The organism is Nocardia iowensis (genome assembly GCF_019222765.1).
GTDB lineage: Bacteria > Actinomycetota > Actinomycetes > Mycobacteriales > Mycobacteriaceae > Nocardia > Nocardia iowensis.
Genome location: NZ_CP078145.1, coordinates 1240178 through 1252771 on the forward strand (window position 1 = coordinate 1240178; position 12594 = coordinate 1252771).

The following is a 12594-nucleotide window of genomic DNA, read 5'->3' on the forward strand; positions in this document are numbered from 1 at the left end:
GGTAACCCCCGGAGAGCTCAGCTCTCGGGAGGTCGTCCAGGGGGTACCGGCCGGGCGCAGCTAAGCCGGAACAAGCTCCAACTCGGAGATATCGAACTCCGCGGCCGACTGGTCAACCGCTTCGCCCCCGGGCGCGTCGGCCTGGTCGCGCATCACCATCGTCAGGTGGGTTACCGCGAGCAGCACGAGCGGAGGCACAGCAGAAATACCGACCGCGACCCACGAGCCGGCCGACAGGTAGGCGGCCAGACCGTTGCCTACGACCGACAGGAGTGCACCGACACCGAGCAGCACCCACGCGTACCAAGCATGTCGCCGCATCGCGGTAGCCGCGATCGTGGACACGATCACCAGACCATCCACGATCAACGGAAACGACCACGGGTGCGGGGTGTGGTAATGCGCCGCGAGCCAAGACAACTCGGTGTAGGAGACCAGGAACGAGAACCCGCCGACCGCGACGGTTCCGGCCGTCGCTGCCTGGACCGGGGTCACCTCGGAGACGCGCGAGAACGCACGAGATAGCATCGTGTTGCACCAACCTCAACTTGGTGTATCGCCCCTCATCGGAGTACCAGTCCGGTGGGGGGCTCTTTATTGCTTGTCGGACTCGACCGTATGGACTTCGGCGTCCGGCGTCAACGCACGAAATTGCAGCCGCGAGACGGCTTCCCGAATCAGCTAACCCGGAGCAACGGAGTTGGCTATAGACAACCACTGAAACCCTCACGGAAGGTTCCGAACTGTCCGAAAAAGAAGAATGGCTAACCCGCCAACAAGTCGCTGACCGACTGGGATTCGCAGTCAAGACTCTCGCTAACTGGGCATCTGAGAAGAAGGGGCCACCCTTCACGAAAGTCGGCCGCGGCCGATGCCGCTACCGTGCCTGCGACGTCTTGACCTGGCAGATTCAGCAGTTCGGAGACGACGTGGCGGGCTGAGAACAAGAAGGCGTGTAAACGATTGCCTCGTATAGCAATGGTTCCGGGGGCCGAGCCAGAGAAGAAGCCAGTTCCGGTCAAAGGTGCTGATGGCCAGTGGCATATCAACGAGGTGCGGCACCGGCGATTCAACGGTACTTACACACGCTCGTCCGGCTCCGGTCGTACACAGAAAGAGTGCTTGGAACGCTTTTGGGAAGCATGGGACCGCAACCGACGCAAGGGATCTAACCGACGTCGCTCGAGTCGAAGCACTACCAAGCTTGCGACGACCGACAAGATGAGCCGGGCTTTTGAGATGCTGATCGAAGAGACCGAGAAGCGTGTGGAGAGCGGCGAAATCAAAGAGAAGACACTCGGGCTCTACCGGCAGGCTATATACCAGTCCGACACCGAGGAAACGTGGAGAACGAAGCCGGATGCGATACGTCTTGAAACCGAAATGGGCAACCTGTCCATAGCAGAAGCTGGAGACCCCGGCTTCTTGACTGACTACCTTTGGGATGTTTTCGAGGATCAACCAGGCGTAGCAACGCTGCACTACACAGTACTGAGCAGGCTGTTCAAGCTCCTGACCCGGCAGAAACTGTTCGATGTCTCGCCTATCAAGCTGATCGAGCGTCCGAAGAAGAAGCCAGGGCAGCAGCGGGCGGTAACCACTGATGAGCGGGGCTGTCTATACCGAATGCTCGTGGTGCACAGGCGAAATCCCCGTGCCGCTCGGTGGCTCATGCCGTTCGTCTTGACCCTCCTCGGTACAGGTGTACGCACGTCGGAGGGGCTTGCGTTGAGGTGGTGTGACCTGGACTTGACCGATGAGTGCGGCATTGCCTACATCGGTGCCACGATCGTAAAAGTGGCGGGTAAACCGCCTTACAGGCAACCTAACCGCAAGAGGGGGAAGGCGTACTACATCGTGCTGCCTAACTGGCTCACAGCGATACTCAGGGAGTGGAAAGCGGTGTGCCAGCCGCCCAGTACTGAGACCCTGGTGTTTCGTGCTCGAAACGGCGGGCGGAACAGCGGCATCATCGCGCCGACAACGGCGGACGCGGCACTGGATCGTCTGCGAGCCGGTACAGCCTTGTCGTGGCTTCAGTTCGGAAACCTGCGGGACACAGTGGCGACTGAGGTAATGGGCCGGACCGGTGATTCCAGGCGTGCGGGCGCTCAGCTAGGCCACGCAGAGGGGTCGAGCATGGTTACCCGGCATTACATCGATCCCAACGGGTACGTGCATGAAGCTGTGGACAACGCGGAAGTGCTGGAGTTTCTTGCGCCCGTAGAGCTTTTGTCGGAGCGGGTGTTGCTGGCAGCCTGAGAGATCCGACGCTGCGTGTGGCTGTGGTCTGACACTGTCGGAGCTAGGAACAACCGGGAAGGGAATCGGTACTTTCACCGTCACTTTCCAAGGGATGTTCCCGGACTCGGGAGGGCATTCCGGGAAGCGTACGCACCTCGAAAGCGCTGGTAGGCACGGCTTTCGGGGCACTTCCCGGAAGGGGCGGGAATCGGCTCTGACCAGCGGATACACCTTCGCTGATACTATCCGCTGCATGTCTTCACCGGGGGCGCAGACCATCACCGTGCGCCATGATGGAAACGAACGAGTCTTCGATTCGAGCCAGCAGGTCACCATGGGTCGTGCGCCGGAGGTGACGCTGTTCGTCGACAGCCCGCTCGTATCCCGGGTCCATGCGACGCTCGCTTGGCAGGGTAGCGCATGGGTGCTCAGCGATAACGGGAGCACCAACGGCGTGTTCGTGGACGCGCGCCGACTGGCCCAACCGGTGTCCATCGACCGGCCGACGCAGGTGCGGCTCGGCGACGCGATCAGCGGGCCGCTGCTACACCTCTTGCCCGCGAATCCGCAACCCCCGCAGCGCCCGTCGATGCGGCCGCCGCAGCAGGCGATGGCGGGTCAGCCGCCGATCGCGGGGCCGCGGCCCGGCCAGCAGTTCCAGCGCCCGGCGTATCCGCCGCCGCAGGACGCGCCGCCGCCGATCAACATCAACATGACCACCCGGGCCGACACCTCGAGCACGCCACCGGTGCGGGCCAGGGCCTCGACCGCGCCGATCGCCAGGGCCGATCGGTTGCCCGCGGGCGGCCTGGCGATCGGCCGCACCACCGACAATCAGATCGTCGTCAACGATCCGCTGGCCTCGCGCAAGCACGCGCGCCTCGTCGCCGCCACCGAGGGGCTGACCATCGAGGACCTCGGCTCGGCGAACGGCACCTTCGTCAACGGCCACCGCCAGCAGCGGGCGGTGCTGCGCGAACGCGACATCATCACCATCGGCAACATCGACTTCGTCGTGCAGCAAGGCACTTTGGTGCTGCGGCAGAAGCCGGTGGCCGAGCAGGGCCTCGCGGTGCACGGGGTCGGGTTCACCGTCGAGGGCAACAAGCAGCTGCTCGTCGATGTCAACATGCAGGCCAGCCGGGGCACGCTGACCGCGCTGATCGGCCCGTCCGGTGCGGGCAAGTCGACGCTGTCCCGGTTGATCGCGGGCACCACCCGACCGTCCGGCGGCGTGGTCACCTTCGAGGGCCGCAATCTGCACGCCGAGTACGAGGCGTTGCGCTCCCGGATCGGCATGGTGCCGCAGGACGACGTGCTGCACCGGCAGCTCACCGTGCGCCAGGCGCTCGGTTACGCGGCCGAGCTGCGACTGCCGCCGGACAACAGTAAGGCCGATCGGCAGGCCGTGATCGACGGTGTGCTGAAAGAACTTTCCCTCACCGAGCACGCGGACACCAGGGTGGACCGGCTCTCCGGCGGTCAGCGCAAGCGGGCCTCGGTGGCGCTCGAGCTGCTCACCGGTCCGTCATTGCTGATCCTGGACGAGCCGACCTCCGGTCTCGATCCGGCGCTGGACCGGCAGGTGATGGTGATGCTGCGCGAGCTGGCCGACGCGGGCCGCGTGGTGATCGTGGTGACCCACTCGGTGGCGCATTTGGACATGTGTGACCAGGTGCTGTTGCTCGCGCCCGGCGGCAAGACCGCCTACTGCGGCAACCCGGCCGGTGTCGGCGCGGCGCTCGGCACCAGCGACTGGGCCGAGATCTTCGCCAACGTCGCCGCCAATCCGGATCAGGCGTTCGCCGCCTATCGATCGAGGCAGGCGTTCGCGCCGCCGCCGCCACCTCCGCCGCCGCAGCAATACGGCCCGGCGGGCTCGCCGCCGCAATCCAGTGGCGGCAAACAGTTCTCGACGCTGTCCCGCAGGCAGATCCGGCTGATCCTGGCCGACCGCGGCTACCTCTCGTTCCTCATCGTGATGCCGTTCATCCTCGGCGCGCTGTCCCTGGTCGTGCCTGGTAAGGACGGTTTCCAGCGGGGCGCGTTGAAGGCGTTGCCCGACGGCACCTTTGTGCCGACGGGTGGCGGGGAGACTCAGCAGCTGCTGGTGGTCCTGATCCTCGGCGCCTGCTTCATGGGCTCCACGCTCACCGTGCGCGACCTGGTCGGCGAGCGCACCATTTTCCAGCGCGAACGCGCGGTCGGACTGCTGCCGTCGGCGTATCTGCTGGCGAAGGTCGCGGTGTTCAGCAGCACCGCGCTGCTGCAGTCGGCGGTGCTGGTCGGCATCGTGCTGGCGGGCAAGAAGCGGCCCGGCGAGGGTGCGGTGCTGGCCTCCGGCAGTGCGGAGCTGTATCTCGACATCGCGTTGACCGCGGTGTGCTGCGTCGTTGTCGGACTGCTGCTTTCGTCGCTGGCGAAGTCGAACGAGCAGGTGATGCCGTTGCTCGTGGTCGCCATCATGTGCCAGCTGGTGATGGCGGGCGGGTTGATCCCGGTCACCGGCCGGGTGGTGCTCGAGCAGGTGTCCTGGTTGTTCCCGGCCCGCTGGGGTTACGCCGCCGGGGCATCGACGGTGAACATTCGTGAGGTGTTCCTCAACGCGCAGCCGGATACGTTGTGGCAGCACACGCCGGGCATCTGGGCATTGGATATCGGGATGCTGCTGTTGATCACGCTGGTGCTCGCCATCATCACCTGGCGGCGGCTGCGACTGAAGAAGTCGGTCGCGTGATGCGGCTCGGCGGGTCGCCATTTTCCGGCTACTACCGGGGGCTCCGGACAACAACAAGCATCTCGGCCGCGCACCAGGCACACTTATGCCTGTGACGGTGCGAGTAGGGGCAGTACATCTCGGATGGGATGTGGTGTCCGTGGCGGCGGGTGGTGGAGGCACACCCATCCGCCCGGTTCAGGTGGAGGGCATGTGGACGCCGCCGGCGTATCTGCTGGCGGATTCGTCGGGTCGGTTGCATACCGCGGGCGTGGACCGGCAGCGGCCGGACCTGGGCATGGCGATCGCCGATGTGCGTGACATCCTCGGCCACCCACAGATCGTGGTGGCCGGGGCGACCTGGCCTGCCGAATTGGTGTTCCGGGCGCGGATGTACAACCCGCTCGCTGCCATCGGCAAGCATCTACGCGGCAAGCCGGACCTGGTGGCGCTGCCGTTCCCGGACGGCTGGCCGGACGAAAAGGTCGAGGTGTACGCCGCGCTGGTGGAACAGCTCGACGTGACCGTCGAGCCGCTGCCGGAGAGTGTCGCGCTGTCGGGGTATGTGCGTGCGCTGGGGTTGGTTCATCCGCCGGATCAGGCCAGACCGCACGGCATCGGCGCGACGGGGGTGTACTCCGATGGCCGGACCGTGCTGGTGGTCGCGGTGCACGGCGACGACGAGCAGCCGACCGAGTCGGTCGATGTGCCGGTGACCGTGGAGTCGATGCGGGATGCCCGGTCGGCGGACAACGTGGTGATCGAGGTGATGGCCGCGGCCCGCTCGATCGGTGCGGACACCTCGACGGTGCTGCTGTCGGGCAATGTGTGCTTCAACGACGCGCTGCGGCTGGCCTTCCAGAACCATCTCGGTCACCGGTTGCAGGTCGCCGATCATCCGATGCACGCGCTCGTGCTCGGGGCGGCGCACCTGCTGGTGACCGATACCGAATCGAGTGAGCCGCAACCCGCCGGTCGGCATGCCGAGCCAGCGCAACCGCGGGTGGACCCCACGCAATATCAGGATCCCGGGCCGCAGTATCGCGACCCGGCCGGGCACTACCGGGCCGAATCCGCACCGCCGCAGGCCGCTCCCGGGCAACGTCAGGCCGGTGCCGCGCATCGGCAGGCCGAATCGGCGCAGCGCCAAGCGGAGTCTTCCCAGCGCCGAACGGACCTTCCGCAACCCCATATGGATGCGTCACGGCCGGTGCCACCCGTGCAGTACGGTCCCGGCTATCCGACGCAGGCCGAGGAGCAGACCACCCGGATCACCCACGACGAGGTGCCGCGCGGGCTGCCGCCGAATCTTGCCGAGCTGGGTAGCCGGTTCACCCGGCCACCGGGTCAGCCCTCCGGCGACCAGGGTGCTCGGCCGCCGGTCGGTCCCGGTGGTCCGCCGCAAGGTGGTCCACTGCCCGGTCCGGTGCCGCCCGGCGCGCGGTCGTATCAAGCCCCGCAGTCCGACCCCGAGCCGGGCCGCCACGGGCAATGGCGGGAACCAGGCGCCGAGTCGGAAGACGACGAGGACCGGCCGCGCAAGGGCAAATTATGGAACAAGATGAAGGACAATCTGTTCGGGGCGCACACGGTCGTCGGCGCGATGGCGCTGGCCGCGGTCGCGCTGCCGACCGGCGGTGACCGGGTCGAGCTGACCGCGGCCGAGGTGACATTGGCGGCCGCACCGGGACCGTCCGCCTCGGCTGCGGAACCGATCGCGTGCCCGTTGACGCCATACGTGACCAACGAGGTCCGGCCTGGCATCTCGTCGGCGCGCGGACACGCGGCGGGCGGCGCACGAAACGACCGCGGGATCGTCGACCCGGATTGCGAACAGCCGGGCATCGACACCCTGCGCTATCTGCTGCCCGGCCCGCGCGGTGCCATCGATCCGGGGCCGCCGATCGAGATCTGAGGCGATTTCGGTTCGCCCATTGCGGACTGGTATCGTGGCTCGTTGGCGTGCGGATGACCGGGCAACCGGTTGTGCAATCGAACCCCGGGTCTCCACCGGCCGCCGGGAGCTTCGACCACATGCCTGGCCGGCAACACCGACGACAGACAGGGAAGCACTGTGCCTACGTACAGCCCCAAGGCGGGTGACGTGACCCGTAAGTGGTACGTCATCGACGCCACTGACGTAGTCCTCGGCCGTCTCGCCGTTCAAGCAGCGAACCTGCTGCGCGGCAAGACCAAGCCGACCTACGCACCGAACTTCGATGGTGGCGACTTCGTCATCATCATCAACGCCGACAAGGTTGCCATCAGCGGCAACAAGAAGGCGGACAAGCTGATCCACCACCACAGCGGGCACCCGGGCGGCCTCAAGTCGCGCACTGTCGGTCAGGTGTTGGAGAGCCGTCCGGACCGGCTCGTGGAGAAGGCCGTCAAGGGCATGATCCCGAAGAACAAGCTCGGCAACGCGATCGCGGGCAAGCTGAAGGTCTACGCAGGCCCGAACCACCCGCACGCCGCTCAGCAGCCCATTCCGTTCGAGATCAAGCAGGTGGCCCAGTGACCGCTCCCGAGGAATTCAACGCCGAACCCGTCGTCGAGGAATTCGACGTCGCCGAGGTTGTCGAGGACGGCGAAGGCTACGAAGAGGCCGAGGTCGCCGCGGAGACCTTCGCCCCGGTTCTGATCGACCGCCCGGTGCAGACCGTCGGCCGTCGTAAGGAAGCCGTCGTCCGCGTGCGCATGGTGCCGGGCTCGGGCAACTTCGTGCTCAACGGCCGCACCATCGAGGACTACTTCCCGAACAAGGTGCACCAGCAGCTGGTCAAGTCGCCGCTGGTGACCGTCGAGCGGGCCGAGTCCTTCGACATCGTCGCCCTGCTGCACGGCGGCGGCCCGTCGGGACAGGCGGGCGCCCTGCGTCTGGCCATCGCCCGCGCGCTGATCGAGGTCACCCCGGACGACCGCCCCGCCCTGAAGCGGGCCGGCTTCCTGACGCGTGACCCGCGTGCCGTCGAGCGTAAGAAGTACGGTCTGAAGAAGGCCCGTAAGGCGCCGCAGTACTCGAAGCGCTGATTTTGGCATCGTCGACCGCCGCCATCCGGCACCCTGGAGGTGCTGGGGCGCGCGGTGGTGTCGGGCTCGGCGGCGGCAGCTTGCGTAACCACGCAGAGCTCGCCGCCACCGCTGAATCCAACACTGTATGGTCGGCGCGGCAGCTATCCGAGAGCAGGCTTCCAGCATCGGCTGGTCGCCTGCTCTCGCGCTGTATCCACCGATGAGGGGCTGAGGTATGGGACGTTTGTTCGGCACCGACGGAATCCGCGGGCTTGCCAACGAGTCATTGAGTCCGGAACTGGCGCTACGGGTTTCGGGTGCGGCCGCACAGATCTTGAGTAGTGGCAAGGAGCGTCCCCTCGCGGTCGTCGGCCGCGATCCGCGGGCCAGTGGCGAGATGCTCGAAGCCGCGGTGACCGCGGGGCTGACCGCGGCCGGGGTGAACGTGCTGCAGGTCGGCGTGCTGCCGACCCCCGCCGTCGCCTACCTCACCGGGCTCTACGACGCCTGCTTCGGCGTGATGATCTCCGCCTCGCATAATCCCATGCCGGACAACGGCATCAAGATCTTCGCCGCGGGCGGGCACAAGCTCGACGACGCCATCGAAGACCGCATCGAGGCGCTGCTCGCGGAGGACGTGCCGCTGCGACCGACCGGTGCGGGTATCGGGCGGGTCGTCAACGCGTCCGGCGCGCGTGACCACGGGCTCGTCATTCCGGACCAGTACAGCGTCGCGGGCACCCATGAGCGATACGTCGAGCACCTGGTGGAGGCCACCGGGCAGGATCTGTCCGGGCTGACCGTGGTGCTCGACTGCGCGCACGGCGCGGCCGCCGAGGTCGGTCCCGCCGCTTTCCGCGAAGCGGGTGCCACGGTAATCGCCATCAATGCCGAGCCGGACGGCCTCAACATCAATGATGGTTGCGGCTCAACACATTTGGATCAGGTGCAGCTGGCGGTGCGGGAGCACGGCGCCGATCTCGGCCTCGCCCTCGACGGCGACGCCGACCGGTGTCTCGCGGTCGACGCCGACGGCAAGATCGTCGACGGTGACGTCATCCTGGCGATCCTCGCCCTCGATCTGCACGAGGCGGGCGAGCTGGCGAAGAACACCGTGGTCGGCACCGTGATGAGCAACCTCGGCCTGCACATCGCCATGCGCGAGGCCGGAATCGCGCTGCGCACCACCGCCGTCGGCGACCGCTACGTGCTGGAGGAAATTCGCCGCGGCGGCTTCACACTGGGTGGTGAACAGTCCGGTCACGTCATCTTCCCGAAGTTCGGCACCACCGGCGACGGCATCCTGACCGGCTTGAAACTGATGGCTCGGATGTCGAGGACTCGGCGTACGCTCGCCGATCTGGGCGCGGTAATGCGCACCGTGCCACAGGTTTTGGTGAATGTGCCGGTCAGCGACAAAGCTTTGGTCGCCGCGGCGCCGGAGGTTCGCGATGCCGTCCTGGAAGCCGAACGCATTCTCGGTGACTCTGGTCGAGTCCTGTTGCGCCCCAGCGGTACCGAACAGTTGGTCCGGGTGATGGTCGAGGCCACCGATCCCGCTCAGGCGCGTCAGCTCGCCGACGATCTCGCCAAGCGCGTCGCCTCGGTCTGATCGGCGCCAGGCTGCCTGACTGTGGCCGACGCCGAGCAGGCCGTGCCGTTCGTCAGGTGGTTTCGGTGAGCTTGCCGAAATCCATCTGCCAGCGACGAGTGGCCTGGACGGTATCGAGCATGCGGCGGTCGTGGGTGACCAGCAGCAGTGTGCCGGTGAAGGATTCGACGGCCTGCTCGAGTTGTTCGATGGCGGGCAGGTCGAGATGGTTGGTCGGCTCGTCCAGGACGAGCAGGTTGACGCCGCGAGCCTGGAGCAGGGCGAGGGCGGCGCGGGTGCGTTCGCCGGGGGACAGGGTTTCGCAGGCGCGCAACGCATGTGAGCCGCGCAGTCCGAACTTGGCGAGCAGGGTGCGCACTTCGGCGTCCGGCCAGTCCGGCAGCTGCGCGCCGAAAGTATCAGCCAGCGAGGTGGTTCCACGAAACAAGCCGCGGGCCTGATCGACCTCGCCGATCTCGACGCCGGAGCCGAGCATGGCGGTTCCGGTGTCCGGCGGCAGCTTTCCGAGCAGCAGCGCGAGCAGCGTCGATTTGCCAGAGCCGTTCGCGCCGGTCAACACGATCCGGTCGGCATAGTCGACCTGGACGGTGACCGGGCCGAGGGTGAAATCACCCCGCATGACAGTGGCATCGGACAATGTGGCCACTACCGATCCGCTGCGCGGCGCGGCACCGATGGTCATCCGCAGCTCCCACTCCTTGCGCGGCTCCTCGACCACGTCCAGGCGTTCGATGCGCCGTTGCGTCTGGCGGGCCTTGGCGGCCTGCTTCTCGGTGGATTCGGCACGCATCTTGCGGCCCGCCTTGTCCGAGTCGATCTTCTTCGGGTCACGCGCCTTGCGGCGGGCGTTGCGGACACCGTGTTCGAGCCAGTTGCGTTGCATCTGTGCCCGCGCCTCCAGGCCCGCCTTGGTGTCGGCGAACTCCTCGTAGGCCTCGCGCGCGTGCTGGCGGGCGATTTCGCGTTCCATCAGGTACGCCTCGTAGCCGCCGTCGTAGGTGCCGACCTGCTGCTGTGCCAGATCCAGCTCGACGATCCGATTCACGGTGCGCGCCAGGAACTCTCGGTCGTGGCTGATCACCACCAGCGGTACCCGGATGCCGGTGACGAACTGCTCCAGCCGGGCCAGGCCGTCCAGGTCCAGATCGTTGGTCGGCTCGTCCAGCAGCAGGATGTCGAAGCGCGACAACAACACCGAGGCCAGCCCCGCCCGTGCCGCCTGGCCGCCGGACAGGCCGGTCATCGGGGTGTCGAGGCCGTTGGGCAGGCTGTCGATCAGGCCGAGATCAGCTGCCGTCTGTTCGGCGCGCTGGTCCAGGTCAGCGCCGCCTAGTGCTAACCAGCGCTCCAGTGCTGGTGAATAGTCGTCATCGACGCCGTCTGCGAGACGCTCTGCCGCGGCATCCATTGCCGACTGAGCGGCGGCCACGCCTGTTCGGCGACCGAGGAATTGGAGTACCGTCTCGCCGGGCACCCGTTCGGGTTCCTGCGCCAGGTAGCCGATGGTGGAATCGGGCGGGCTCAGCGTGATGCTGCCGGTCGGTGTGCTTCGGTCGGCCAGCATGCGCAGCAGTGTCGACTTGCCCGCGCCGTTCGCGCCGACCAGGCCGATCACGTCACCCGGGGCAAGGGTGAGATCCAGGTCGGTGAACAGGGTGCGTTCGCCGTGGCCTGCGGACAGGCCGCGCGCATGCAGAGTAGTGCTCACTGTCCTAAGTGTGCCGTGTTCGGGCAGCGCACCCCGCACCCGGTCGGCTCGGGCGATCGCTCTCGGGGTTGCACCCTGAGCTCGTGCCCGCGGAAATCAGGGTCGGGATCGGTCGCCGGAGCGATGCGCCGTCGGTCCCGGATCGGCAAAGTGGAGTTCGAAGAGATCACCACCAGAGAGGGAAGACCATGACCGCACCCACCCGCCGTTTCGCCCGCTCCACGCACGACAAGTGGATCGCCGGAGTCTGTGGCGGCATCGCCGAATACCTCGGCTGGAACGCCAATGTCGTACGCCTGCTTTTCGTGGTTTCCTGCCTGCTGCCCGGCCCGCAGTTCATCCTGTACCTGGTGCTGTGGCTGCTCATGCCGAAGAAGTGAGGCCAAGGGGGCTGCGCAGGACACCTGAGGATGTCAGGATGGAGCGAAAGGGTTGTTCGCGCGTCCACCGCACGAACGGCACCACGAGTCCTGCTGAGGAGGAGTAATGATCACCTCGGGCGAACTGCCGGGTCTGGATCTACCCGGTATCGACGCGTCCTCGTCACTGGACGGCCTGGGTGCGATCGAACTGCACCACCCCACCCAGGACATCGACGGTGACGGCACCCTCGACACGATCACCACCACCGGTGAAGACGCCATGCAGGTCTGGACCGACTACGACCACGACGGTCTCGCCGACCATGTGACGGTCGTCGAAAAAGACGGCGACTACGCCGCGTGGGAGTTCCACCGGCATCCGGATGGGACTTCGGAGTGGGTTCGCACCGATCACGGGAAGATCGGCAGATAGATCGCCCGGCAGGCCGGTTGTACCGGCCGGGCTCGCCCAGGGGATTTCGCCCGCGTACGGCCTCGGGCCGGATTCGATGGAACCGAACGTCATCGTGCCGCGTCGAAGGAAGTATGGGGACACCCGGCGCCGACCTGAGTCCGGGACATCGTACGAGGTAGGGTGGAGGCGATCGCGTGGCCGGATCCGAGTTGGTCGGCGTCGAGACCGGGGAGTTGGGGCGGCTCGCCAACGAATTGAGCGCATCCGGGCAGGCGGTCCGGAACCGCGCAAAGGACGTGGCCGACAACATGTTCGGCCCCGCCGATGCGGGCGAGAACTACGCTGATCACGGCCGCAAGATTCAGACCGGGCTGGAGACGATCTATAAGTGGCTGGGGAACTGGTCGGAAGCGACGCTGGCGACCGGTGACGTGGTGGGGGCTTCGGTGGTGAAGTACTCGAACACCGATCAAGAGACGTCGTTCGATATCGCGAAGCTCGGCGATGGTAGTAAGGCATAAGGGG

General features: G+C 66.6%; 12 protein-coding genes. 10 read left to right on the forward strand and 2 right to left on the reverse strand.

What is annotated here, in order from left to right:
• Positions 1-60: 60 nt before the first annotated feature.
• Positions 61-528 (reverse strand): DUF2637 domain-containing protein, encoded by a 468-nt coding sequence (locus tag KV110_RS05530; RefSeq protein WP_218474016.1) that lies wholly within the window; start codon positions 526-528, stop codon positions 61-63.
• A 215-nt stretch (positions 529-743) separates the two neighbouring features.
• On the opposite strand from KV110_RS05530, the gene KV110_RS05535 reads away from it, so the two are divergent.
• The 7 genes from KV110_RS05535 to glmM all read left to right on the forward strand — a co-directional run bounded on the left by KV110_RS05535 (position 744) and on the right by glmM (position 9584).
• Positions 744-941 (forward strand): helix-turn-helix transcriptional regulator, encoded by a 198-nt coding sequence (locus KV110_RS05535; RefSeq protein ID WP_218478191.1) that lies wholly within the window; start codon positions 744-746, stop codon positions 939-941.
• 298 nt (positions 942-1239) lie between these two features.
• Positions 1240-2262, forward strand: a complete 1023-nt coding sequence (locus KV110_RS05540; protein ID WP_218474017.1) for a site-specific integrase — start codon at positions 1240-1242, stop codon at positions 2260-2262.
• A gap of 235 nt (positions 2263-2497) precedes the next feature.
• Positions 2498-4981 carry an FHA domain-containing protein gene (locus KV110_RS05545; RefSeq protein ID WP_218474019.1) on the forward strand — a complete coding sequence of 828 codons (2484 nt, stop codon included), beginning with the start codon at positions 2498-2500 and terminating at the stop codon, positions 4979-4981.
• 85 nt (positions 4982-5066) lie between these two features.
• Positions 5067-6875 (forward strand): hypothetical protein, encoded by a 1809-nt coding sequence (locus KV110_RS41340; protein WP_393537185.1) that lies wholly within the window; start codon positions 5067-5069, stop codon positions 6873-6875.
• Positions 6876-7034: 159 nt separating this feature from the next.
• The gene (gene rplM / locus KV110_RS05555) at positions 7035-7478 is read left to right on the forward strand and encodes a 50S ribosomal protein L13 (protein WP_218474021.1); all 444 of its coding nucleotides are present in this window, start codon (positions 7035-7037) and stop codon (positions 7476-7478) included.
• Positions 7475-7990 carry a 30S ribosomal protein S9 gene (gene rpsI, locus KV110_RS05560; protein ID WP_218474023.1) on the forward strand — a complete coding sequence of 172 codons (516 nt, stop codon included), beginning with the start codon at positions 7475-7477 and terminating at the stop codon, positions 7988-7990. Before rplM ends, rpsI begins: the two co-directional genes overlap by 4 nt.
• Positions 7991-8207: 217 nt before the next feature.
• Positions 8208-9584 carry a phosphoglucosamine mutase gene (gene glmM / locus KV110_RS05565; protein ID WP_218474025.1) on the forward strand — a complete coding sequence of 459 codons (1377 nt, stop codon included), beginning with the start codon at positions 8208-8210 and terminating at the stop codon, positions 9582-9584.
• Between the two features lie 52 nt (positions 9585-9636).
• Here the strand turns inward: glmM and KV110_RS05570 are convergent, their stop codons facing one another.
• The gene (locus KV110_RS05570; protein WP_218474028.1) at positions 9637-11292 is read right to left on the reverse strand and encodes an ABC-F family ATP-binding cassette domain-containing protein; all 1656 of its coding nucleotides are present in this window, start codon (positions 11290-11292) and stop codon (positions 9637-9639) included.
• A 188-nt stretch (positions 11293-11480) separates the two neighbouring features.
• On the opposite strand from KV110_RS05570, the gene KV110_RS05575 reads away from it, so the two are divergent.
• The 3 genes from KV110_RS05575 to KV110_RS05585 all read left to right on the forward strand — a co-directional run bounded on the left by KV110_RS05575 (position 11481) and on the right by KV110_RS05585 (position 12590).
• Positions 11481-11672 carry a PspC domain-containing protein gene (locus tag KV110_RS05575; RefSeq protein ID WP_218474029.1) on the forward strand — a complete coding sequence of 64 codons (192 nt, stop codon included), beginning with the start codon at positions 11481-11483 and terminating at the stop codon, positions 11670-11672.
• 106 nt (positions 11673-11778) lie between these two features.
• A complete protein-coding gene (locus KV110_RS05580) occupies positions 11779-12087 on the forward strand; it encodes a DUF6802 family protein (RefSeq protein ID WP_218474031.1) in 309 nt (102 codons plus the stop codon).
• Positions 12088-12263: 176 nt separating this feature from the next.
• Positions 12264-12590, forward strand: coding sequence for a hypothetical protein (locus tag KV110_RS05585; RefSeq protein WP_218474033.1), 327 nt, complete (start codon positions 12264-12266; stop codon positions 12588-12590).
• The last annotated feature ends 4 nt before the right edge of the window (positions 12591-12594 follow it).

Excerpts from the sequence above, each read along its gene's own strand:
- KV110_RS41340 (WP_393537185.1), top strand. The coding sequence starts at position 5,067 with ATGCCTGTGACGGTGCGAGTAGGGGCAGTACATCTCGGATGGGATGTG.
- KV110_RS05580 (WP_218474031.1), top strand. The coding sequence starts at position 11,779 with ATGATCACCTCGGGCGAACTGCCGGGTCTGGATCTACCCGGTATCGAC.
- KV110_RS05540 (WP_218474017.1), top strand. The coding sequence starts at position 1,240 with ATGCTGATCGAAGAGACCGAGAAGCGTGTGGAGAGCGGCGAAATCAAA.
- KV110_RS05530 (WP_218474016.1), bottom strand. The coding sequence starts at position 528 with ATGCTATCTCGTGCGTTCTCGCGCGTCTCCGAGGTGACCCCGGTCCAG.
- KV110_RS05545 (WP_218474019.1), top strand. The coding sequence starts at position 2,498 with ATGTCTTCACCGGGGGCGCAGACCATCACCGTGCGCCATGATGGAAAC.
- KV110_RS05575 (WP_218474029.1), top strand. The coding sequence starts at position 11,481 with ATGACCGCACCCACCCGCCGTTTCGCCCGCTCCACGCACGACAAGTGG.
- glmM (WP_218474025.1), top strand. The coding sequence starts at position 8,208 with ATGGGACGTTTGTTCGGCACCGACGGAATCCGCGGGCTTGCCAACGAG.